The organism is Nocardia suismassiliense (assembly GCF_900269665.1).
GTDB lineage: Bacteria > Actinomycetota > Actinomycetes > Mycobacteriales > Mycobacteriaceae > Nocardia > Nocardia suismassiliense.
In genome coordinates, this window is record NZ_LT985361.1 from 7,286,268 (window position 1) to 7,307,172 (window position 20,905).

Sequence of the window (20,905 nt, forward strand, 5' to 3'; positions counted from 1 at the left end):
GGAAGGGCCCTTCGCAAGCATCTTCACAACGCCGTCCGGCGGCGTTGCGAAGATGCGTTCATCCGCGCGTCACACTGTCAGATCCAGTGCATCGTGCGATGCCGGAGCCCACCGCGGAACTGACCGACGGCGAGGCCGATCATCAGTCCGCGCTCCTCGCCAACCAATCCACGGGTGAATGGCAGACGAATCATGCGTAACAAGACTTCCGGCAGGTGAATTTCCGGCAACCCATTGTTCGGGAATTCCGCATTCAGCCGGGCGAGGCCGATGCCACGGCTGCGTCCCTGCCGATATCCGGGACGGAAGCCCTGCCGGTATCGATAGGCGACGAGCGCCTCCGGCAGATATCCGAGACGGTATCCCTCGCGATGGGCCCGCCAGCCGAATTCGAGATCCTCGTTGGCGGCGTAGCTGGTGTCCTGGCCGCCCAGCTTCCGATACACCTCCGCCCGGCACGCCATGCTGGTCCCGATGATCACAGGTGCATAAACGCCGGTCGGCTGGAATTTGTCGGGGGTCGGGATGTTGGCGACGTGGCGGGGATTGGCCGCGTTGAGCGAATCACCTTCGACCGCAGAGCAAATCAGGTCGTACCCCTCGTCCAGGAACGCGACCATGCGGCTGATCCAATTGGAATGGGCCTGGTCGTCGTGATCGCAGAACAACAGGATCGTGCCGGTGGCGTTCGCCGCACCGACATTACGGGCAAATGCCGCGCCAGAGGTCCCCGACGCGTCCACATAGCGCAGTTCGAGGCGTCCTTGCAGCGGATGAGTTTCGATATGGAGTTTCACATCGATCGGGGATCCGTTGTCGGCTATGACGACATCGAATTCCCCCCTATAATCTTGACGCGTCAAGGCGCCTAGTTGGACATCGAGTAGATCCAGGCCGTCGGCCGTCCCGATGTAGGTTGGAATGACGATCGATACCGACCGTTCAGTCACCACGCGTACTCCTGCAATCGTTTCCCCACGCGGGAGCCCCTCCCCCGAGGGGACAACCTTAAACGCATTCCGGAAAGAGCGGCTACACCCGAGTTCCGTGGGCTTCCTCACAGACTTGGTCAAATGACCAAACGGTGATGGGCAAATGATCCGAGACCGCCGCTCCCCCGCCCGGCCGTCCACCACCGCGCCGCGCGCCCTATGCTCGTAGGTGCAGCTGGTTCACTGCGGCGCGTACGAGATGGAGCCCCGTCGTCGCGCAGCGGAGTCGAGTTCGACCGCCCCGAAAGGGTGGCCGGGCGAGAGGGAACCCGGTGGGAATCCGGGACTGTCCCGCAGCGGTGAGCAGGAACGACCGCCGTCACACGCACTGGGCAGCACGCCCGGGAAGCGACGGCCAGTAGGTCGGCCGAGAGGCCGGTGCCTGTGAGTCCGAAGACCTGCCAGCCGTGTCGGATACGCCGTATCCGGCGGCCACCGCCTCGTGGATCTGGGCGCGCGGTTCTACCAGTACAGATATGTCGGGCTCTAGTTTGTCGAAATCTCCTGGCGTATCTCGGTAGCCGCGCAGCCTGTTAAGGCGTCGGCCTACGACACCAGCACTGGAGAGACAACGTGACTGTTGTAAATCAGACACCGTTCACCGCAACGGTTCTCGGGCTACCTAGGGTCGGACCGCGGCGTGAGCTCAAGCGGGCCACCGAGGCCTACTGGGCGGGCAAGATCGACGCCGACAAGCTGCACGCCGTCGCGCGCGAGCTGCGCCACGCCCAGCTCACTGAATTACAAACGGCAGGCCTGGATTCGATCCCGGTGGGCACCTTCTCGTACTACGACCAGGTGCTCGACACCGCCCAGCTGCTCGGCGCACTGCCGCAGCGGGTCGCCGGGATCGCCGATCCGCTGGACCGGTACTTCGCCGCCGCCCGCGGCACGGACACGGTGGAACCGCTGGAGATGACCAAGTGGTTCGACACCAACTACCACTATCTGGTGCCGGAAATCGGCCAGGACACCGTGTTTTCGCTGAACCCGCAGAAGCTGCTGGACGAGGTGCGCGAGGCGGCCGAGCTCGGCGCGAACGCGCGCCCGGTGGTGGTCGGGCCGATCACCTTCCTGAAGCTGGCCAAGGCCACCGGCGGTGCGCCGCTGGACCGGCTCACCGAGCTCGTCCCGCTGTATCGCGAGTTGCTCCGGCTACTGGCCGAAGCGGGCGTCGGCTGGGTGCAGATCGATGAACCCGCGCTGGTCACCGACCTCACCGACGACGAAATCGACCTGGTGCGTAGCACTTACACCGACCTGTCCGCGTCGGCGCAGCGGCCCGCGATCCTGGTGGCGACCTACTTCGGCCACCCCGACGCGGCACTGACCGCGCTGGCGGGCACCGACATCGAGGGCGTCGCGCTCGACTTCACCGCAGGCACCAGCGTTTCCGATGTGGCGGGCGTGCCTGCCTTGGCGGGCAAGCTGCTGGTGGCCGGCGTGGTCGACGGCCGCAACGTGTGGCGGGCCGATCTCGACCAGGCCCTGTCCACCCTGGGCACCCTGCTGGGTAGCGCCGCGTCGGTGGCGGTCTCGACCTCGTGCTCGCTGCTGCACGTGCCGTACACGCTCGTCGCGGAGACCGGACTGGACGACCGGCTGCGATCCTGGCTGGCTTTCGGCACGGAGAAGGTGGCCGAGGTTCGGCTGCTGGCGACCGCGCTGACCGAGGGCACCGAGGCGATCAGCGCCGAATTGGCTGAGGTGCGTGCGGCATTGGCGACCCGGCAGTCCGACCCCCGGCTGAACGACGCACAGGTCCGCGCCAGGCTGGCGGCGCTCGGCCCGGACGCGAGCCGGCGCGCGCCCGCCGAGGAACGTCGTGCGCTGCAACAGGAACGGCTGCAACTGCCGCCGCTGCCGACCACGACCATCGGGTCGTACCCGCAGACCTCGGCGATCCGGTTGGCCAGGGCGGCGTTCCGCAAGGGCGAGATCGATGAGGCCGAGTACATCCGCCGGATGCGCGCCGAGGTCGCCGATGTCATTGCGCTGCAGGAGAAGCTGGGCCTGGACGTGCTCGTGCACGGCGAGCCGGAGCGCAACGACATGGTGCAGTACTTCGCCGAACAGCTCGACGGCTTCGCCGCCACCGAGCAGGGCTGGGTGCAGTCCTACGGTTCGCGCTGCGTGCGACCGCCGATCCTGTTCGGCGACGTGACCCGGCCCGCGCCGATGACCGTCGATTGGATCAGCTACGCGCAGTCGCTCACCGACAAGCCGGTGAAGGGCATGCTCACCGGGCCGGTCACCATCCTCGCCTGGTCGTTCGTGCGCGACGACCAGCCGCTCGGCGACTCGGCGCGGCAGGTCGCGCTGGCCATCCGGGACGAGACGGTGGACCTGCAGGCCGCGGGTATCCGCATCATCCAGGTGGACGAGCCCGCGCTGCGGGAGTTGCTGCCGCTGCGCAAGATCGACCAGCAGGCCTACCTCGACTGGTCGGTGCAGGCGTTCCGGATCGCCACCTCCGGCGTCTCGGACGCCACCCAGGTGCACACCCACCTCTGCTACTCGGAGTTCGGCGAGGTGATCGACGCGATCGCCGGGCTGGACGCCGACGTGACCTCGATCGAGGCGGCGCGCTCTCGGATGGAGGTGCTCGATGACCTCAACGCCGCGGGCTTCGACCTGGGTGTCGGGCCGGGCGTGTACGACATCCACTCGCCCCGGGTGCCGAGCGTGGAGGAGATCACCACCTCCTTGCGTGCGGCACTGAAAGCCGTTCCCGCCGAACGGCTGTGGGTCAACCCGGACTGTGGGCTGAAGACCCGTGGACAGGCCGAGGTGGAGGCGTCACTGCGGAACATGGTGGCCGCCGCGACGGCTGTGCGCTGATTCCGGCTCTTTGAAGTTCAGCCCCCTTCGTGTTCGCGGAGGGGGCTGAACTTCACCCTTGTTTATGACTGACTGGTCATTCATAATCGGCTCATGCCGAAGAAAGTCGACCGGGTCGCCCGCCGAGCGGAGATTCTCGAGGCTGCGGTGCGCGTGTTCGCCCGCAAGGGTTTCGCCACCTCGCGCATCGAGGACGTCGCCGCCGAGGCGGGCATCGCCAAGGGCAGCGTGTATCTGTACTTCGACAGCCGAGATGCCTTGCTGGCCGGGGTTTTCGACAGCTACGCCGAGAGCAGCGGGCAGGCGCTGGCCGAGCTCGGCGACGGCACCGCGCTGGATCGGCTGACTCGGCTGATCCACGGGACGGTCGAGATGCTCGCCGCGCACCCCGACCACGCGCGCGTCCTGCTGGATGTCTGGGCGTCGAATCCACCGCTCGATATGGCGTCGGTGTATCGCGAATACCGCGCGGCCGTCGCGGATCTGCTGCGGCAGGCCCAGGCCGACGGTGAGCTGCGGCCCGGTATCGGCGAACCGCATGCCGCGGTCGTGGTCGGTGCCATCGAGGGCTGTCTCGTCCAAGCGTTGGTCGATCCGCAGGTGCCTCTGCGCGAGCTGGCCGACCCGATCGTGCAGATCTGCGTGGAAGGAATCCGTCGATGAAGCTCACGGATCGATTGATCGCTCCGAATGCCACGCGCGGCGAGGTCGGCACGGGCTTCGGCGCGGCATTCGGCGGCGCCGCACTGGCTTTCGGGTTGGCGCTGCACGCCGAGTTGTCTTGGCTGAGCGTCGCCGTCGTCACGCTGGTCGCCTTCGACATGTTCGGCGGCGCGGTCGTCAACGCCACCGATTCGGCGAAGCGCTGGTATCACCGTCCGGGCCGAACCAGCCTGCACCACCTCGGCTTCGTCGCCATCCACGTCCAGCCGTTCCTGCTCGCCCTGGTGGTCCCCGGCTTCACCTGGCTCGCCGCCGCCGGCATCTACGCCTCGGCGCTTACCGGCGCCGTCCTCATCACGACCGCCCCGCGCGAGCTACGCCGTCCGATCGCCTTCGGCGTCACCGCCGCCGCACTCACCATCACCACGAGCATGCTCACCATCCCGCACGTCGTTGCCTGGTTCGCTCCGCTCCTGCTGATCAAACTGCTACTCGCACACCTACTTCCGGAGAACGCCGCCCGCTGACGATCGGTGCCTCCCACCCACGGGAGGCACCGACCTACCGCCTCACTCGAATTCGGTCTCCGGCCGCAGCCGCTGCCGCCGCCGTGACGTATACCGCTCACACGGTTCCTCGGCCCGCTTGACCGGTTGCTGCCGCGACCTGGAACTCATCCCCCGCCGCCACGCCGTATGACACCCCGGACATCGGTCCATACCAACCCCTTTTCACCCGTCGCCAACCACTCCATGAATCGCCCCTAACCACCTTCGACGCGCGAACTCACCCGTCGGTTCCGGGTAGCTACCAGGAATTTTCCAGAACGGTCCGGCTGGTTCGGCCGGGTTCAACCCGCCAGGTTGAAGGCCCGGTTGATCACGCCCATGTCGAAGTAGTCGCGCCAAGCGATGATGGCGTCGCCGACTATCTCGAAGACGCCGGTGACCGGGAGCGGGATGGCTTGGCCCGCGCTGCGGAGGGTGTCGGTGCGTTCGTTCATGACCAGGTTGCCCGCGGCGATCTGGTGGTGGATCTCGAAGTCGATGGCCTCGAAGGTGGTGAGGAAGCCCGCGATGAACTCGCGGATGGCGGCGCGGCCGACCACCGGTTCCATCGGGATGTTGTGGTAGACAGCGTCTTCGGCGAAGTAGGACGCGATGCGGTCCGGATCGGGGTCGGACCAGCTGCGGCACATGTCGCGGACGAGTTCATCGGGGCTTGGCATGGGTTTGGCTCACTTTCTGATGCCGGGGGCGGCCGAACCGCGTTGTTCGCACCGCCTCCCCGATTGAACCAAGCAAGTGTTCGGTTGGGAAGCCCCTGTCTCAGCGGAGGCCGGCGAGCTCGCGTTGCGGCACACCGACATACTCCGACAGCGGCCGGATCAACGCGTTCGAGGCCGCCTGCTCCGCGATATGCGCGGTCCACCCGGTGATCCGGCTCATCACGAAGATCGGCGTGAACATCTCGATATCGAAGCCCATCAGGTAGTAGGCGGGGCCCGCCGGGAAGTCGAGATTCGGCTTGATGCCGGTGGCCTCGGCCATCGCCCGCTCCAGTTCGGTGTACATCCGCAACCACCGTTGCCCGCCGGTCACCTCGGCGACCTCCGCCAGCGCGGCCCGCATGGTCGGCACCCTGGAGTCGCCGTTCTTGTAGACGCGATGCCCGAAGCCCATCACCTTCTGCTTGCTTTCGAGCTTGGCGCGCAACCATTGCGCGGCCAGCTCCGGTTCGCCGATCGCCAGCATGGTGTGCATGACGGCCTCGTTCGCGCCGCCGTGCAGCGGTCCCTTCAACGCACCGATGGCGGCCGTAATCGCGCTGTACATGTCCGACTGGGTGGAAGTGACCACCCGCGCCGCGAAGGTCGAAGCGTTGAAACTGTGCTCCGCGTAAAGGATCAGGGAGACCTCGAAGGCGCGGACGATGCGTGGGTCGGGCACCGTGCCGAAGCACATGTTCAGGAAGTTCTCCGCGAAACCCAGATGTGACTGCGGCGCAATGGGATCGAGGCCGCGCCGACGGCGCATATCGGCGGCGATGATCGTCGGCAGCGCCGCGGTCAGCCGTAAGGCCTTGGCCCGCAACGCTCGCGGCGCGGGGGCGGTACCCAGCTCCTCCTCTGGTTCCTCGGCCCCGAGGAAACTCACCACCGTCCGGACCACGTCCATCGGATGGCAGGAGGTGGGCATTTTCTCGATGAGCGACAGGATTGATCGGTCGACCCGGCGCTGCGCCCGCTCCCGCTGGCACAACAGGGCCAGCTGGGCCGCGTCGGGCAGTTCGCCGTACCAGAGCAGGTAGGCGACCTCTTCGAAGGAACAGTGGGCCGCGAGATCCTGCACCGCGTAGCCACGATAGGTCAGTGAGTTGGTCTCGGGCACCACCTTGGAGATGGTCGTGGTATCGACCACCACCCCGGCCAGGCCCTTCTTGATCTCGGTCATGTCGCTCACTCGCTAGGGGTGTACGTGAAGATTCCGGAATCGAAGTCGTTGTACTGCTGGTAGTTCAGGAGTTCGTAGAGTCGCGACCGGTGCTGCATCGCCGGGACGAGGCCGGATTGAGTTCCGGTCGAAGCGATTTCGCGCAGTCCGTGTTCCACGGCGTGCATGGCCAGCCGCAGCGTCGTCACCGGGTAGATGACGGCGTTGTAGCCGAGATCCGCCAGGGTCTGTGCCGAGAGCAGCTCGGATTTGCCGAACTCGGTCATGTTGGCGAGCAGCGGAACATGCACGGCGGCGCGGAATCTCGCGAACTCCGCGGCGTCGGTCAGGGCCTCGGTGAAGATGAGGTCCGCGCCCGCGTCGGCGTAGGCCTTGGCCCGATCGATGGCCCCGGCCAACCCCTCGGTACCGCGGGCGTCGGTCCTGGCACAGAGCACGAAGTTCGGGTCACGCCGCGCCGATACGGCGGCGCGCAGGCGGCGGATCATCTCGGCGACGGGCACCACCGCCTTGCCGTCGAGATGGCCGCAGCGTTTCGGGTTCACCTGGTCTTCGAGATGGCAGCCGGCCAGGCCCGCGTCCTCCAGGAGGGTCACCGTGCGTGCCGCGTTCATCGGCTCGCCGAACCCGGTGTCGGCGTCGATCAGCACCGGCAGGTCGGTGACCCGCGCGATCTGCTGCCCCCGCGCGGTGATCTCGGTGAGCGTGGTCAGGCCGATATCGGGCAGGGCGAGCTCGGCCGACATCACCGCACCCGAGACGTAGACCCCCTCGAAGCCGACTTCCTGAATCAGCTTGGCCACCAACGGATTGAACGCACCGGGCAACCGTTGAATCCGCCCGGAAGCTAACCCAGCCCGGAACGCCACCCGCTTGTCCGCCGCGCTCGTCGCGGCCGCCAGCAGTCCCGTCATCGGGGGCACCGCTCTAGGCTGACGGCATGAACGATCGTCCCTTGCGTTACCGCTTGATCACCGGCGTCGACGACGCCTCGTTCTGTGAGCGGATCAGCGGACTGCTCGATGAGGGCTACCGGCTGCACGGCTCCCCCTCGGTGACCTTCAACGGCGTCGCGGTGATCGCCGCGCAGGCGCTGGTCTGGGATGGCGAGTAGCTCGACGCCGCGCATCAGAAGATCCCTTCCGGAGTCCTGGGCGCGCGGTCCAGCACGGCGTTCGACACGGTGAACGTAAGCTGATCCAGTTCGCCCGCAGCCAGTTCCGGGGTGCGCTGGGCCGCGTCGAGGAAACGATCCTGCTCGGCCGGGTCGAGCACACCCTCGGCGAGCGTGCGGAACTTGGTGATGTACTGCTCCCGCGCGAACGGTCGCGCACCGAGCGGGTGCGCGTCGGCGACGGCGAGCTCGTCGACGATGGTCTCGCCGCTGCGCAGCGTCACCACCGCCCGTGCGCCGAACGCCTTTTCGTTCGGATCGGTGGCGTGATAGCGCCGCGTCCACTCCGGATCCTCGGTGGTGGAGATCTTGCGCCACAGCGCGACGGTGTCCGGTCGCTGCGCACGCTCCGGCGCGTAAGACCGCTCGTGGTGCCAGGTTCCGTCCTGTAGCGCGACCGCGAAGATGTAAGGCACGGAGTGGTCCAGGGTTTCGCGGCTGGCATACGGGTCGAACTTCTGCGGGTCGCCCGATCCGGTGCCGATCACCACGTGCGTGTGGTGGCTGGTGTGCAGCACGATCGAGGCGATCTGGTCGAGATCGCCGATGCGCGAACGCATCCGGCGGGCCAGGTCGATCGGCGCCTGGCTCTGGTACTCGGCCGAGTGCTCCTTGGTGTAGCTGTCCAGGATCGCGCGCTTGGCCTCGCCCGGACCCGGCAGTGGCACATGGTATTCCGCGTCGGCCCCGCCGAGCAGCCAGGCGATCACCCCGTCGGCGCCCTCCCAGATCGGCGACGGCGCGCCCTCGCCGCGCATGGCCCGGTCCACCGCCTCGACCGCCATCTTCCCGGCGAACGCGGGGGCGTAGGCCTTCCAGCTGGAGATCTCGCCCTTGCGTGACTGCCTGGTCGCGGTGGTGGTGTGCAGCGCCTGGCCGATCGCCTGATAGATCGTCTCGGTGTCGAGCCCCAGCAGCGTGCCGATGCCTGCCGCGGCGGACGGCCCGAGGTGCGCGACATGGTCGATCTTGTGCTCGTGCAGGCAGACTCCGCGCGCCAGGTCGATCTGGATCTCGTAACCCGTTGCCAGGCCACGGATCAGGTCACTACCGCTGCGACCGAGATGCTGGGCCACCGCGAGGATCGGCGGGATGTTGTCGCCCGGATGCGAGTACTCCGCCGCCAGGAAGGTGTCGTGAAAGTCGAGCTCGCGCACCGCGACTCCGTTGGCCCAGGCGGCCCATTCCGGCGATACCCAGCGCTGCGTGGGCAGGCCGAACACCGTCGCGCCCGACCGCCCCGGGCCGGGCCGATAGGGCTGCGCGAGCGCCTGCGCCCGAGCACTGGTCACCGGGCGGCGGGTCAGCGACGCGGCCGCGACCGCCGCGTTGTCGATGATCCGGTTCACGATCATCTCGGCGACCTCGGCCGGGACCTCGACCGGAACGGCGGCTACCTCGGCGATCTTGGTAGCCAGGTGTTCCGCGCGCGGGAAATCGGCGTCGGCGGGGCGGGCGCGTACGATGTGTGTCTTCAATGCGTCCTCCAAGGGGTGGTGAACGAACCTCTCTTCGCACGCTACGCAGCCGACATCTCGCGGAAAATACCTCGCAGCAGCATATTTCTGCGGAAAAGAAGTGTGGATATTGCGATGATTGCGAAGGCCCGGGGCTACGATCTTGCAGTGCGGAAGATGTATGCGGGCGCCCGGCTCCGGCGGTTGCGCGAAGAACGCAGACTCACCCAGGCGGCTCTCGCGAAGTCGCTGGATCTATCGCCCAGCTATCTCAACCAGCTCGAACGCGATCAGCGACCGCTCACCATCCCGGTCCTGCTGAAACTCAACTCCACCTTCGATCTGGACGTCCAGTTCTTCGCCGCCGACTCCGACGCGCGCCTCGTCTCCGATCTGCACGAGGTGCTGATCGACGCCGCGGGCGGGCACACCGCGCCGCTGACCGAGGTGGAGGAACTGGCGACCAGGCAGCCCGAGGTCGCCAGGATCGTCGTCGCGATGCACCGCCGCCTGCGCGCGGCGACCGACCAGCTCGACCTGCTCTCCGCCCGGGTATCCGCACCCACCGGCGCGCCGGGCATGCCCATGCCCTACGAGGACGTCCGGGACTTCTTCTACGACCACCACAATCACATCCCGCAGCTCGACCTCGCCGCCGAGCACCTGTTCGAGCAGTCCGGCCTGACCATCGGCTCGCTGGACCGCCAGCTCGCCAGAGTGGCCGAGGAGCGGGCCGGGGTCACCGTGCTCGTGCGCGGCGACGGCGCGGATCCGTCCATCCCGAAGCGGCAGTACGACCCCGACAGTCGCACACTGACTTTGGCGAGGCGCCTGCGGCCGGGGCAGCGCGCCTTCCAGATCGCGACCACCCTCGGATTCCTGCTGTACAGCACCGAGCTGGACGGCGTGCTCGCCGAAACCCCCTCGCTCACCGGCGAATCCCGCACGCTGGCGCGGATCGGGCTGGCCAACTACTTCGCGGGCGCACTGGTGCTGCCCTATGGCCGGTTCCTGCGCTCGGCCGAGGAGTTGCACTACGACATCGACCTGCTCGCGCTGCGCTTCGAGGTCGGCTTCGAGACCATCTGCCACCGGCTCAGCACGCTGCAACGCCAGGGCCAGCGCGGGGTGCCGTTCTTCTTCGTCCGCACCGACCGCGCGGGCAATATCTCGAAACGCCAGTCCGCCACCGCCTTCCACTTCTCCCGGGTCGGCGGCAGCTGCCCGCTGTGGGTGGTGCACGAGGCGTTCGCCCATCCCGGCCGCATCCTCACCCAGGTCGCGGAGATGCCGGACGGGCGGCGCTACCTGTGGATCGCGCGCACCGCGATGACCGCGCCGCACGGATTCGGCACCGCGACAAAGAACTGCGCGATCGGCCTCGGCTGCGACATCGAATACGCCGAGCGCCTGGTCTATTCGTCCGGCCTCCAGCTCGTCGACCCCGCCGTGGCGGTCCAGATCGGCGCTGGGTGCAAGGTCTGCGAGCGGCCGTCGTGCCCGCAGCGCGCCTTCCCGCACATCGGCAGCCCCCTCGCCGTCAACGAGCTCACCAGCACCGACCTGCCCTATCCGCGCGTCGGACGCTGATCGCCCGCGATCCTGGCGAGCTTGTCCGGGTTGGCCACCGCGTAGATGCCGCGGATCTGCTCGGTGCCCGGATCGATGTCGAGCACGACGACCGCGAACAGCGCGTCACCGGAGAAGACCACCGCCGACGGGTCGCCGTTGACCCACCGGTGCCGGATGCGCAGGTTCGGCACATGGCCCAGCACAATCGGACTCGTGATCAACCGGGCGACCTTGTCCATGCCGTGGATCGGGCGCAGCGCCGCCCGCTGCTTGCCGCCGCCGTCGGACCAGAACGTCACGTCCGGCGCCAGCAGTTCGAGCAGGCCCGCCATATCGCCGCCGAGCTGGGCGGCGAGGAACCTCTCGGTCACCTCCCGCTGCACCCGCGGGTCGGCCTGGTGGCGCGGCCGGCGGGCATGGACGTGTTCGCGCGCCCGGTGCGCGAGTTGCCGGACGGCCGCGGTGTTGCGGCCGAGCATGTCGGCGATGTCTGCGTGCGGATAGCCGAACACGTCGTGCAGCACGAAGACCGCGCGCTCTAGCGGCGTGAGCGTCTCCAGCACCACCAGCATCGCCATCGAGACGGATTCGGCGCGCAGCGCGGGCTCGGCGCTGTCCTGGGCCGTCGGTTCGTCGGAGACCAGCGGCTCGGGTAGCCACGGGCCGACGTAGGTTTCCCGCCGCCGGCTGATCGCGGCACGCCTGGCCAAGGCGTGGTTGACCGCGATACGCACCAGATAGGCGCGCGGATGCTCGATCTCGGGGCTGTCCGCGCGCAGGCGCGCTACCCAGGCCAGCCAGGTGTCCTGCAGCACGTCTTCGGTGTCGGCGACACTGCCGAGCATGTTGTAGACGACCGAGAACAGCAGTTCTCGGTGGCCGGCGAACACACTGGTCGCATCCTCGTCCACGATTTCGATCATCGTCGCTCCTCATGCCGGTGTCGTTACTAGGAGCGAGACAGCTCGGGGAAAAGTGACGCTCGCACGAAAATTGTGATCCGGCTCTCCCCATGTCACGTAGCGCCCTGGGCCGCGGCTCTCGGATGGCAACGGATGAAAACTCGTCCGCACCCGAGAGAGGACATCGGAGTGAGTGCACTCACCGAATCACCGTCGTTCCTGGCGACCCGCCGCGGCAAACTCATGCTGGCGCTGCTGTGCCTGGTCGCGTTCCTCGACTTCGTCGACGGTTCGATCGTCAATGTCGCGCTACCCACCATCCAGCACGAACTGGGGCTGTCGGTCTCGACGCTGCAATGGATCACCAGTGGCTACCTGCTGACCTACGGCGGGCTGATGCTGCTCGGCGGGCGGCTGGCCGACCTGCTCGGCCGGCGTCGCGTGCTGATCGCCGGGACGATCCTGGTCGGTGCCGCCTCGGCCATCGGTGGCCTGGCCGAGTCCAGCGAGCTGCTGATCGGCGCCCGCTTCGCCCAGGGCGTGGGCGCAGCATTGATGCTGCCCGCGGCGCTGTCGATCCTCACCACCAACTTCCGGGAGGGCACCGATCGCACCACCGCGCTGAGCGTGTGGGGCGGCACCGCCGGACTCGCCTCCGCCGCAGGGGTTTTCCTCGGCGGCGTACTGACCCAGGGCCCCGGCTGGCGTTGGGTCTTCTACGTCAACACACCCGTGTGCCTACTGGTGCTGGCCGTGGTGCCGTTCCTGGTGCCCGACGACCGGCGCAACGAGATACGTGGCGGCTTCGATGTTTTCGGTACCGCGCTGGCGACCGGCGGTCTGATGCTGCTCGTCTACGGCTTGGTGCAAGCGCCGCAGCACGGTTGGGGCGACGTGCGGACGATACTGCAACTCGGCGTGGCGGTCGTGCTGCTGGTCGGCTTCGTGCTCAACGAGCGACGGACCGCGGATCCTCTTGTGCCACTGACGATCTTCCGGGTCAAAGGTCTCGCGGCGGCCAACCTGACCCACCTCACGCTGGCCGCGGGCATGCTCGCGATGTTCTTCTTCGTCACGCTCTACATGCAGGAAGTGCTGGGCTACGGGGAGTTCCAGGCGGGTAGCGCCTATCTGCCGATCAGCCTCACCATCGGTGCCGCCGCCGGCGTGACCGCGAAGATCATCGCCAAGACCGGGACTCGGCCGCTCATCGTGGCCGGCTCGGTGATCTCCGGGGTCGGGCTGATCTGGCTGTCGCGCATCCCCACCGACGGTTCGTATCTGGTGGACCTGCTGCCGCCGATGGTGTTCATGTCCGTCGGACTCGGCGTGGTGTTCGTCGCGAACACCACCGCCGCCAACGCGGGCGTGCCCGCCGAGCAAGCCGGACTAGCCGCCGCACTGCTCAATACGGGCCAGCAGATCGGCGGTGCGCTCGGTTTGGCCGTGCTGACCGCGGTCGCCACCTCGCACACCGCGAGCCAGTTGACCGCGGGCGACGCGCCGCTGGAGGCGATGACGTCCGGTTTCCAGCTCGCCCTGTTGATCGGCGGGTTCATCACGCTCAGCGCCGCGTTCATCGGGTTGCGTACCGCCAACTCGCGCGGGGAGGAAGCAGCGGCGATACCTGTTGCCGCTTAGCGTGACTGCGGGCCGGGTAGCGGTAGTGTCCGCACCCGGTCCGCAGGTGTTCCATTCGTCCAAGCCCGTAGCCCGACGTCAGGTCTACCGTGCGAAGCATGGCAACGACACGTTCTTCCACCGCTGACGGCTCGATCGACGTCCTGCTGGTGGGTCTGCTCGACCAGTGGATGGCCGCGATCGTCGCCAACGATGCGGCCAGGATCGCCGACTACATGACCGATGACTGGACCATGGTCTCCGAGAACGGGATCACCTCCGCCAAGGAATTCCTCGCGTTCGTCGAGTCCGGTGCCCTGACCCATTCGGCGAGGCAGCGGGTAGGCGAGGCCTCGATCAAGCACTACGGGAAGGTCGCGGTGCTGACGGTGCGGGCCACCAATATCGCCCACTACCAAGGCGAACGGTTCGACGCCGACGAGTGGACGACGGACGTGTTCGTCGAGACCGAGCAGGGCTGGCGCTGCTCGCTCACCCAGATCACCGCCGTCGCGGCGCGGTGATTCCCGTTGCCGGCGAGCCGATTACGACTTGGCCAGGTACTCCAACCGTTCGGCGTCGACAGCCGCGTGCATCATGCTCGCCAAGCCCGGGTGCTTCTTCAGGCCCGGGTCGGCCTCGACCACCTCGCGGGCGAGATCCTGTGCGGCGGTGATTACTTCGAGATCGTCGAGCAGCGAGAGCAGGCGCAGCGAGCGGGCGGTGCCGGACTGGGCCGAGCCGAGCACGTCGCCCTCGCGGCGGGTGCGCAGATCGAGCACGGCGAGTTCGAAGCCGTCGGTGGTGGCGGCGACGGCGTCCAGTCGCGCCATGGCCGAGCCGTTGGGCGCGGAATCGGTGACCAGCAGGCACAATCCAGGGTGCTTGCCTCGGCCGATACGCCCGCGCAGCTGATGCAACTGGCTGACGCCGAAGCGGTCCGCGTCCACGATCACCATGACGGTCGCGTTCGGCACGTCCACACCGACCTCGACGACGGTCGTGCAGACGAGCACGTCGACGGAGCCGTCGTTGAAAGCGCGCATCACCTGGTCTTTTTCGTCCGCGGGCAGGCGGCCGTGCAGCAGGCCGACGCGCAGCTCGGCCAGCGGACCGGTGCGCAGCATCTCGAAGACATCCAGCGCAGCCTGCGTGGTCGGGCCTTCCTTTTCCGGCTCGGCGGCCTTCTTGCCGTTGCGGGACTTGCCGGATCCCTCCGCCTCGTCGTCACCGATGCGTGAGCACACCACGTAGGCCTGCCGACCGGCCTTGACCTCCTCGACGATGCGCTCCCAGGCGCGGTCGACCCAGTTCGGATGCTGCTTGCGCGGAACGACCTTGGAGGTGATCGGCGAGCGGCCTCGCGGCAGTTCGGTGAGCGTCGAGGTCTCCAGGTCGCCGAGGGTGGTCATCGCGATGGTGCGCGGGATCGGCGTCGCGGTCATCACCAGCAGATGCGGACTGGCGCCGGATTTCGCCTTGGCGCGCAACGCATCCCGCTGTTCGACGCCGAAGCGGTGCTGTTCGTCGACGACCACCATGCCGAGGTCGAAGAACTCGACGTTGTCCTGGATCAGCGCGTGCGTGCCGATCACGATGCCCGCCTCGCCGGTCATCGCCGCCAGTAGCGCGGCCTTCTTGGTCGCGGTGGACATCGAGCCGGTGACCAGCACGACCTTGGTCGACCTGTCGCCCGCGCCGAGCTCACCGGCGTTGCCGAGGTCGCCGAGCATGCCGCGCAAGGAGCGATAGTGCTGGGCGGCAAGCACTTCCGTCGGCGCGAGCAACGCGCACTGCTGGCCCGCGTCGACGATCTGCAGCATCGCCTCCAGCGCGACGATCGTCTTGCCCGAGCCGACCTCACCTTGGAGTAGCCGGTGCATCGGATGGCTGCGCGACATATCCGCGGAGATCTCCGAGACCACCTTCTTCTGGCCCTCGGTCAGCTCGAACGGCAGCCGCTTCTCGAATTCGGCGGCGATGCCGTCGGCGCGCGGCGGACACGGGCGCGCGGCCCGGCCGGACACCTCGTGGCGGCGTTCGGCGAGCACCAGCTGCAAGGCCAGCGCCTCGTCGAAACGCAGCCGCTCCTGCGCCTGGTCGATATCGGTCTTGCGCTCCGGCAGGTGGATCAGGCGCAGCGCGTCCGAGATCTTCATCAGCGAACGCTCGTTCCTGATGTCGTCGGGCAGCGGGTCATCGATGGGATCGAGCTGATCGAGCACCTGCCGGACGCAGGCGAGCACGTCCCAGCTCTGCACCTTCGCGGTGGCCGGGTACACCGGGATGAACTCCCGCTCCATGAACGAGGTGTCCACGCCCTCAGCGCCTTTCGCGCTCTGCGCGAGGCCGCGCAGGTCACCGCCGCCGCGCACGGTCTTCACCGCGCCCACCGACTCGTCGTCGGCTTCGGGCAGGATCAGATAGCCCGGATGGCTCAGATTCCACTGACCGGGCCGCCAGTAGTTCACCGTGCCCGACATCATCGCGCGAAGCCCTTCGCGCACAACATATTTCACCTTGTCGCCGTTGAAGAAGGTGACGTCGACGCCGCGGCCGGTACCGGAACCGGTGTCCAGCACCACCTTCAGCAGCGAACCGCGGCGATTGCGCATCGGCCGCAGCTCGGCCTTGGTGATCCGGCCGATCACGGTGATATGCGTACCGTCTTCCGGCTCTTCCTCGGTCAGCGGCTGGCCCTGGGTGGCGTAACGCAGCGGGTAGTGCCGGAGCAGGTCCTCCACCGTGTGCATGTCGAACGCGTCGACCAGCGAACCCGCCGCCTTCACGCCGAGGACATGGTCGAGCCGGTCACTCAGGGTCGCCATCTACTCCACTCCGATCTGCACCAGATCCCCGTGCTGCCCACCGGAATACACGGTGACCTCCACGCCGGGAAAGCTTTCGCCGATGTGTGCGGCGAGTTCGCCGGCGAGACCGTCCGGTGCCGCCGCGCCCATCAACAGGGTGACCAGTTCGCCACCGAAGGCGAGCATCCGGTCCAGCAGGGTCAGGCCCGCCGCGCGCACGTCGTGGTCGATCACCACCACGTCGTGGCCGACCAGGCCGAGCCCGTCGCCCGCTTCGCAGGTGCCCACCATGGTGAGCGCCCGCTCCTGCGCCGCGCGCAGCGACCCCCACCTGGTGGTGGCGGCCGCCTCGGACATGGCGAAGGCGTCGTCGACGGCGATCCGGCCGCGATCGTGCACGGCCAGCGCCGCGAGGCCCTGCACCATGGATGCGCTCGGCAGCAGCAGCACGTCACGGTGCGCGTCACGGGCAGCGACACCGACCGCGACCAGGTCGTGCGCGGGTAGCGCGCCGTTGGGCAGCACGAGCACCTCGCGGTTCGGCATCGCCCGGATCGCGTCGAGCAGGGTCGCGGCCGGCACCGCGCCGTCGCCCGCGAGCACCACCGCGCCGGCGTCCTCGAACAGCTCGGCCGCGCCGTCACCGGCCGCGACCGCCAGGATGCCGCGGTCGGCGGGGCCGTCGGTCTCCTTGGCGGAGTCCATCGTGGTGTGGGTGACCAGGTGCCCGGATGTCATGTCGTGTTTGGCGGGCGCGAAGCTCTCGATGCGGATGCCGCTGAGTTTCCCGGCGGCGAGACCCGCCTCCACCGCAGCGCCCGCGTCGGCGCAGTGCACGTGGGCGGACCAGGAACTGTCACCGTCGCCGACGACCACCACCGAGTCGCCGAGCTCGGTGAGGCGGGCGCGCAGCCGGGCCAGCTGGTCCTCGTCGGTGTCGGCCAGCAGGTACATCACCTCGTATTGCGGTGCGGGCGAGCCGGTTACCTCGGCGTTTTCGACAACTTGCGCCGGGACCGGGTCGCGCGGGGTGTACTCCGGCCGGGTCGGGAACTCGCCGAGGGTGACCGAGACGAGGCAGTCCAGCAGCACCACCAGCCCGCGCGCGCCCGCGTCGACGACGCCCGCCTCGCGCAGCACACCGAGCTGGGACGGGGTGTCGCCGAGCGCTTTGGCGGCACCGTCGGCCGCCGCCACCGCCACCTCCGCGAGCGAGGTGTCCGGGCAGTCGGCGGCACTGGCGGCCGCACAGTCGAGGACGGTGAGGATCGTGCCTTCGATCGGTTCGCTCAGCGCTTCGCGGACCAGAGCCGAACCCCGGCGCAGAGCATCGCGGAGGGTTTCGGCGGTCAGTGGCTCGTGCCGGACCGCCTCGGCGATACCGCGCAGGACCTGCGAAAGGATGATGCCCGAGTTGCCGCGGGCACCGAGTGTCGCGCCGCGCGCCATCGCCGCGGCAACGTCGTGCGCCGAGCCCTGAGCACCCTTCGCGGCCGCATCCATCGCGGCGCGCATCGTGGCGAGCAGGTTGGTGCCGGTGTCGGCGTCCGGGATGGGGAAGACATTGAGGGCGTTGATCTCCTCGCGGCGGTTCTCCAGCCCGTCGAGGCAGGCGCGGCCCCAGCGCAGCAACGCCGTGCCGTCCATCACATCCCGCGCTCCGGGCACCGTCACCCCTTCTTTGTCAGACCTGCACCGCCCGCAAGGTTAGCGGGCGATACCGACATACTGGTGGTACCCACCTCGTGTTCCGGCAACGTCGGAAAGCGACCCGGTTTGGTGGATCGGGGGCCGTCCCGCTACCCTTGCAGGGTTGCCTCGCGTGGCCGTTGCCGGTTTGCGCTGGCCGATGTCAGTCGGCAGGGGTACGTCAATACATTGTTTCCGGACATGCTGCCCGCGGGCGGCGGTCCTCCACATGACATGAAGGAGTTCGCGACTATGGCTGCCGTCTGCGACGTCTGCGCCAAGGGCCCCGGCTTCGGGAAGTCGGTCTCGCACTCGCACCGGCGCACCAACCGTCGCTGGAACCCGAACATCCAGACCGTTCGCGCCCAGGTTGCGCCGGGTAACACCCGTCGCATGAACGTGTGCACCTCCTGCCTCAAGGCAGGCAAGGTCGTTCGCGGCTGATTCAGCCTCGGCTGAACCGGTAAGAGACCGACGCACGCCCCGGCACCCGCAAGGGTGGTCCGGGGCGTAGTCATCGATGGGTGAGAATGCCGGGTATGACCGAGCCCGAGTGGCGCATCCGGCCGCTCGCCGCCGAGCACACCTACAGCCTGGCCGAATGCCACATCGCCTGCTGGCGGGAGGCGTACCCCGGCCTGGTGCCCGCGCATGTGCTCGACGCGTTCGATGTCGAGCGCCGCGCCGAGCAGTGGGAGCGGCAACGGGTCACCTACCCCGGACGGACGTGGGTGGCGCTCGTCGATGATCGAGTGATCGGCTTCGTGACCGCGGGCGACAGTCTCGACGATCCGGCGGTGACCCCGCTCCAACTGAACGCGCTGTACGTCCGCGCGTCCTGGTACGGCACCGGCGTCGCGCACGATCTGCTGCGCGCCGCGGTCGACCCCTCGGCGGCCTGCTCGCTGTGGGTGTTCGAGGAGAACCCGCGCGCCCAGTCCTTCTACCGCAAACACGGTTTCGCGCTGGACGGCACCCGCCGGGTCGAAGCGTTCACGCCCGCCATCGAGGTCCGGATGGTGCGCCCGTCCGGCACCCAGCGGTGAGACAGCCCACTCGCGCGCACGCGATAAGGTGCTGACCATGACCTCCACCGAGCAAGCCGGGTACGTGAGCACCGCCGACGGCGTTCTGCAGATCACCATCGCGACCGCGGCCAACGGCACGTCCATGGACTTCGGCGGAATCGTCGCGGGCACGGCCGCCCTGCGGTCGCTCGGCAGCGATGTCGGCGCCGTCCTGTTGACCGGCACGGGCGCCAACTTCTGCGCGGGCGGCAACGTGCGCGGCTTCGCGGCAGCGACCGACCGGGCCGCCCACATCTACAGTCTGGCAACGGATCTGCACCATTTCGTGCGCGCGCTCGACGCGACGACCGTGCCGGTGGTCGTCGGCGTGCACGGCTGGGCCGCGGGTGCGGGCATGAGCCTGGTCTGCGCCGCCGATATCGCGCTCGGCGGGCCGAGCACCAAGCTGCGCCCGGCGTACCCCGGCATCGGCCTGAGCCCCGACGGCGGCATGTCGTGGACGCTGCCGCGCATCGTGGGACTGAGCCGGGCCCGCGAAATCCTGCTCACCGACGCGGTTTTGGACGCCGACGAGGCGGTGCGGCTCGGCATCCTCAGCAGGCTGGTCGCCGACGACGAGGTACAGGCCGAGGCACTGAAGCTGGCCCAGACCCTGGCCGCCGGACCACGATCCACCTACGCGAGCATCAAAACCCTACTGGCACAGTCCACTTCGTCGGCCCTGAGTGATCAGCTGGATCGCGAGCGTGATGCGATCGCTGCCGCGGCCAACGGCGCGACCGGCCGCGAAGGGGTCGACGCGTTCGTGGCGAAGCGAAAGCCCGACTACAGCTAGCTCACTCGCTGGTCTGCAAGACGAACTCGGCGACCGCGTCGGTGAAGGAGTCGTTGTCGTCACCGGCCGCGGTGTGGGCCGCGCCGCCGATCTCGACCAGCTGCGCGTGCGGCACCAGCTCTTGAAACGCCGCTGCGCCTTCGGGACTCACCACATCCGACTGCATGCCGCGCACCAGCAGTACCGGAATCGTCAGCTTGCGCGCGGCGGCTTCCAGCTGCTCGGTCAGCTCCGACGGATCCTCGACGCGCTGAGACAGCATGTCCGGGTCCCAGTGCCAGTACCAGCGGCCGTCGCGCCGGCGCAGATTGCGCAGCAGGCCGTCGGTGTTCTTCGGACGCGGCCGGTGCGGCAGGTACTCGGCGACGGCGTCGGCCGCTTGCTCGAGGCTGTCGAATCCGTTGTGGTGCTTGCCCAGAAAGTCCATCACCCGCGCGACGCCGGCCTGCTCCGGTCTGGTCACGATGTCGACGAGCACCAGCGCGCTGATCGCCGTGCCCGCGGGTTCGGCGGTGGCGAGCAGGCCGGTGATGCCGCCCATGCTCGCCCCCACCACCACGGCGGGCGCTCCGAGCTGTTCGAGCACGAGCAGCAGGTCGGCCACCATGGTGTCGCGGCGGTAGTCGGCGGCGTCGGACCACGCGCTGTCGCCGTGTCCGCGCGCGTCCAGCGTGACGACGCGCATGCCCGCCGCACCCAGCTTCGCGCCGGTCTGTTTCCACGAGTGCCTGGTCTGCCCGCCGCCATGCAGAAAGACGACGAGCGGACCGTCGGCCGGGCCGAACTGGTCCGCGACCAGCTCGATCCCACCCGAGCCGCGCAGCCGCAGCAGTGCGGGCTCGAGAAGTTTGTTCGCTTTACTCACGAAT

General features: G+C 68.3%; 19 protein-coding genes and 1 riboswitch. Of the genes, 10 read left to right on the forward strand and 9 right to left on the reverse strand.

Annotation, left to right across the window (positions count from 1 at the left end):
- Nucleotides 1-77 precede the first annotated feature (77 nt).
- Nucleotides 78-953 carry a glycosyltransferase gene (locus DBO33_RS32480; RefSeq protein ID WP_159080646.1) on the reverse strand — a complete coding sequence of 292 codons (876 nt, stop codon included), beginning with the start codon at nt 951-953 and terminating at the stop codon, nt 78-80.
- A gap of 264 nt (nt 954-1,217) precedes the next feature.
- Nucleotides 1,218-1,412, forward strand: a riboswitch (cobalamin riboswitch).
- 153 nt (nt 1,413-1,565) lie between these two features.
- Here DBO33_RS32480 and metE point away from each other — a divergent pair.
- The 3 genes from metE (at nt 1,566) to DBO33_RS32495 (ending at nt 5,023) form a co-directional block, all read left to right on the forward strand.
- A complete protein-coding gene (gene metE / locus DBO33_RS32485; RefSeq protein ID WP_107658446.1) occupies nt 1,566-3,833 on the forward strand; it encodes a 5-methyltetrahydropteroyltriglutamate--homocysteine S-methyltransferase in 2,268 nt (755 codons plus the stop codon).
- Between the two features lie 93 nt (nt 3,834-3,926).
- The gene (locus DBO33_RS32490) at nt 3,927-4,496 is read left to right on the forward strand and encodes a TetR/AcrR family transcriptional regulator (RefSeq protein WP_107658447.1); all 570 of its coding nucleotides are present in this window, start codon (nt 3,927-3,929) and stop codon (nt 4,494-4,496) included.
- Nucleotides 4,493-5,023, forward strand: coding sequence for a hypothetical protein (locus tag DBO33_RS32495; protein ID WP_107658448.1), 531 nt, complete (start codon nt 4,493-4,495; stop codon nt 5,021-5,023). The genes DBO33_RS32490 and DBO33_RS32495 overlap by 4 nt, the downstream gene beginning before the upstream one ends.
- Nucleotides 5,024-5,346: 323 nt before the next feature.
- On the opposite strand, the gene DBO33_RS32500 is transcribed toward DBO33_RS32495, so the two are convergent.
- From DBO33_RS32500 to prpB, 3 genes are all read right to left on the reverse strand, one after another.
- Nucleotides 5,347-5,724: a nuclear transport factor 2 family protein gene (locus DBO33_RS32500; protein WP_107658449.1), complete on the reverse strand. Its 378-nt coding sequence runs from the start codon at nt 5,722-5,724 to the stop codon at nt 5,347-5,349.
- 100 nt (nt 5,725-5,824) lie between these two features.
- Entirely contained in the window at nt 5,825-6,949 is a 1,125-nt protein-coding gene (locus DBO33_RS32505) for a bifunctional 2-methylcitrate synthase/citrate synthase (protein WP_107660789.1), read from the reverse strand.
- A gap of 5 nt (nt 6,950-6,954) precedes the next feature.
- Nucleotides 6,955-7,863 carry a methylisocitrate lyase gene (prpB, locus tag DBO33_RS32510; protein ID WP_107658450.1) on the reverse strand — a complete coding sequence of 303 codons (909 nt, stop codon included), beginning with the start codon at nt 7,861-7,863 and terminating at the stop codon, nt 6,955-6,957.
- 26 nt (nt 7,864-7,889) lie between these two features.
- On the opposite strand from prpB, the gene DBO33_RS32515 reads away from it, so the two are divergent.
- Nucleotides 7,890-8,063, forward strand: coding sequence for a DUF1737 domain-containing protein (locus tag DBO33_RS32515; RefSeq protein ID WP_107658451.1), 174 nt, complete (start codon nt 7,890-7,892; stop codon nt 8,061-8,063).
- A gap of 14 nt (nt 8,064-8,077) precedes the next feature.
- Here DBO33_RS32515 and prpD read toward each other — a convergent pair whose 3' ends face one another.
- The gene (prpD, locus tag DBO33_RS32520; protein WP_107660790.1) at nt 8,078-9,601 is read right to left on the reverse strand and encodes a 2-methylcitrate dehydratase PrpD; all 1,524 of its coding nucleotides are present in this window, start codon (nt 9,599-9,601) and stop codon (nt 8,078-8,080) included.
- Between the two features lie 147 nt (nt 9,602-9,748).
- Here prpD and DBO33_RS32525 point away from each other — a divergent pair, with 147 nt between their 5' ends.
- Nucleotides 9,749-11,170 (forward strand): short-chain fatty acyl-CoA regulator family protein, encoded by a 1,422-nt coding sequence (locus tag DBO33_RS32525; RefSeq protein WP_199856825.1) that lies wholly within the window; start codon nt 9,749-9,751, stop codon nt 11,168-11,170.
- On the opposite strand, the gene sigJ is transcribed toward DBO33_RS32525, so the two are convergent.
- The gene (sigJ, locus tag DBO33_RS32530; RefSeq protein ID WP_107658453.1) at nt 11,149-12,075 is read right to left on the reverse strand and encodes an RNA polymerase sigma factor SigJ; all 927 of its coding nucleotides are present in this window, start codon (nt 12,073-12,075) and stop codon (nt 11,149-11,151) included. The two genes, DBO33_RS32525 and sigJ, sit on opposite strands and share 22 nt — an antisense overlap.
- Nucleotides 12,076-12,243: 168 nt before the next feature.
- Here sigJ and DBO33_RS32535 point away from each other — a divergent pair, with 168 nt between their 5' ends.
- Together DBO33_RS32535 and DBO33_RS32540 are read left to right on the forward strand one after the other, a co-directional pair.
- Nucleotides 12,244-13,695 (forward strand): MFS transporter, encoded by a 1,452-nt coding sequence (locus DBO33_RS32535; protein WP_325050763.1) that lies wholly within the window; start codon nt 12,244-12,246, stop codon nt 13,693-13,695.
- A 98-nt stretch (nt 13,696-13,793) separates the two neighbouring features.
- The gene (locus DBO33_RS32540) at nt 13,794-14,198 is read left to right on the forward strand and encodes a nuclear transport factor 2 family protein (RefSeq protein WP_107658455.1); all 405 of its coding nucleotides are present in this window, start codon (nt 13,794-13,796) and stop codon (nt 14,196-14,198) included.
- Nucleotides 14,199-14,219: 21 nt separating this feature from the next.
- Here the strand turns inward: DBO33_RS32540 and recG are convergent, their stop codons facing one another.
- Nucleotides 14,220-16,502, reverse strand: a complete 2,283-nt coding sequence (recG, locus tag DBO33_RS32545; protein ID WP_107658456.1) for an ATP-dependent DNA helicase RecG — start codon at nt 16,500-16,502, stop codon at nt 14,220-14,222.
- Nucleotides 16,503-18,131, reverse strand: a complete 1,629-nt coding sequence (locus DBO33_RS32550) for a DAK2 domain-containing protein (protein ID WP_107658457.1) — start codon at nt 18,129-18,131, stop codon at nt 16,503-16,505.
- Nucleotides 18,132-18,425: 294 nt separating this feature from the next.
- On the opposite strand from DBO33_RS32550, the gene rpmB reads away from it, so the two are divergent.
- The 3 genes from rpmB (at nt 18,426) to DBO33_RS32565 (ending at nt 20,036) form a co-directional block, all read left to right on the forward strand.
- Nucleotides 18,426-18,617: a 50S ribosomal protein L28 gene (gene rpmB / locus DBO33_RS32555; protein WP_011210730.1), complete on the forward strand. Its 192-nt coding sequence runs from the start codon at nt 18,426-18,428 to the stop codon at nt 18,615-18,617.
- A gap of 95 nt (nt 18,618-18,712) precedes the next feature.
- The gene (locus DBO33_RS32560) at nt 18,713-19,219 is read left to right on the forward strand and encodes a GNAT family N-acetyltransferase (protein WP_107658458.1); all 507 of its coding nucleotides are present in this window, start codon (nt 18,713-18,715) and stop codon (nt 19,217-19,219) included.
- Between the two features lie 37 nt (nt 19,220-19,256).
- Nucleotides 19,257-20,036: an enoyl-CoA hydratase/isomerase family protein gene (locus DBO33_RS32565; protein WP_107660791.1), complete on the forward strand. Its 780-nt coding sequence runs from the start codon at nt 19,257-19,259 to the stop codon at nt 20,034-20,036.
- A gap of 1 nt (nt 20,037) precedes the next feature.
- On the opposite strand, the gene DBO33_RS32570 is transcribed toward DBO33_RS32565, so the two are convergent.
- Nucleotides 20,038-20,901, reverse strand: coding sequence for an alpha/beta fold hydrolase (locus DBO33_RS32570; protein WP_107658459.1), 864 nt, complete (start codon nt 20,899-20,901; stop codon nt 20,038-20,040).
- Nucleotides 20,902-20,905: the final 4 nt, after the last annotated feature.

What these genes read in the sequence shown, in the direction of transcription:
- DBO33_RS32505 (WP_107660789.1), bottom strand. Translation starts at nt 6,949, where the DNA reads ATGACCGAGATCAAGAAGGGCCTGGCCGGGGTGGTGGTCGATACCACG.
- DBO33_RS32560 (WP_107658458.1), top strand. Translation starts at nt 18,713, where the DNA reads ATGACCGAGCCCGAGTGGCGCATCCGGCCGCTCGCCGCCGAGCACACC.
- DBO33_RS32550 (WP_107658457.1), bottom strand. Translation starts at nt 18,131, where the DNA reads ATGGACGGCACGGCGTTGCTGCGCTGGGGCCGCGCCTGCCTCGACGGG.
- sigJ (WP_107658453.1), bottom strand. Translation starts at nt 12,075, where the DNA reads ATGATCGAAATCGTGGACGAGGATGCGACCAGTGTGTTCGCCGGCCAC.
- recG (WP_107658456.1), bottom strand. Translation starts at nt 16,502, where the DNA reads ATGGCGACCCTGAGTGACCGGCTCGACCATGTCCTCGGCGTGAAGGCG.
- DBO33_RS32490 (WP_107658447.1), top strand. Translation starts at nt 3,927, where the DNA reads ATGCCGAAGAAAGTCGACCGGGTCGCCCGCCGAGCGGAGATTCTCGAG.
- DBO33_RS32515 (WP_107658451.1), top strand. Translation starts at nt 7,890, where the DNA reads ATGAACGATCGTCCCTTGCGTTACCGCTTGATCACCGGCGTCGACGAC.
- DBO33_RS32495 (WP_107658448.1), top strand. Translation starts at nt 4,493, where the DNA reads ATGAAGCTCACGGATCGATTGATCGCTCCGAATGCCACGCGCGGCGAG.
- DBO33_RS32565 (WP_107660791.1), top strand. Translation starts at nt 19,257, where the DNA reads ATGACCTCCACCGAGCAAGCCGGGTACGTGAGCACCGCCGACGGCGTT.
- prpB (WP_107658450.1), bottom strand. Translation starts at nt 7,863, where the DNA reads ATGACGGGACTGCTGGCGGCCGCGACGAGCGCGGCGGACAAGCGGGTG.
- DBO33_RS32500 (WP_107658449.1), bottom strand. Translation starts at nt 5,724, where the DNA reads ATGCCAAGCCCCGATGAACTCGTCCGCGACATGTGCCGCAGCTGGTCC.
- DBO33_RS32540 (WP_107658455.1), top strand. Translation starts at nt 13,794, where the DNA reads ATGGCAACGACACGTTCTTCCACCGCTGACGGCTCGATCGACGTCCTG.
- rpmB (WP_011210730.1), top strand. Translation starts at nt 18,426, where the DNA reads ATGGCTGCCGTCTGCGACGTCTGCGCCAAGGGCCCCGGCTTCGGGAAG.